The sequence below is a fragment of the Flavobacterium solisilvae genome (assembly GCF_012911605.1).
GTDB lineage: Bacteria > Bacteroidota > Bacteroidia > Flavobacteriales > Flavobacteriaceae > Flavobacterium > Flavobacterium solisilvae.
This window is the reverse complement of the sequence record NZ_JAAMPT010000009.1, coordinates 1-222: the sequence shown is the minus strand read 5'-3', so window position 1 is coordinate 222 and position 222 is coordinate 1. Positions and strand designations below refer to the sequence as shown.

Annotated in this window: 1 protein-coding gene; it reads right to left on the bottom strand. The window is 42.3% G+C overall.

What is annotated here, in order from left to right; translation table 11 throughout:
• Positions 1 to 222 (bottom strand): hypothetical protein (locus G6042_RS00045; protein ID WP_169522286.1); only part of this gene is annotated, 222 nt, incomplete at both ends.

Below are 222 nucleotides of genomic sequence, written 5' to 3'. Positions count from 1 at the left end.
CGTCAGCATACCATTCGAAGGTGTAATTTCCGGTTACTTGACTGTCTAAAACCAAAGTGTTGTTGACCGTCGTTTCGCCAAAATTCACACACGCAATGTTTGTCGATGCTACGATATTTGGCTCTGCTAGTTGCTCTACGATGACATCAAAACTATCGGTGATGTAACAGCCTGTAAGGTTGTTTTCTATTCTAACCCAATACGTTCCGGTTTGTACTTGGT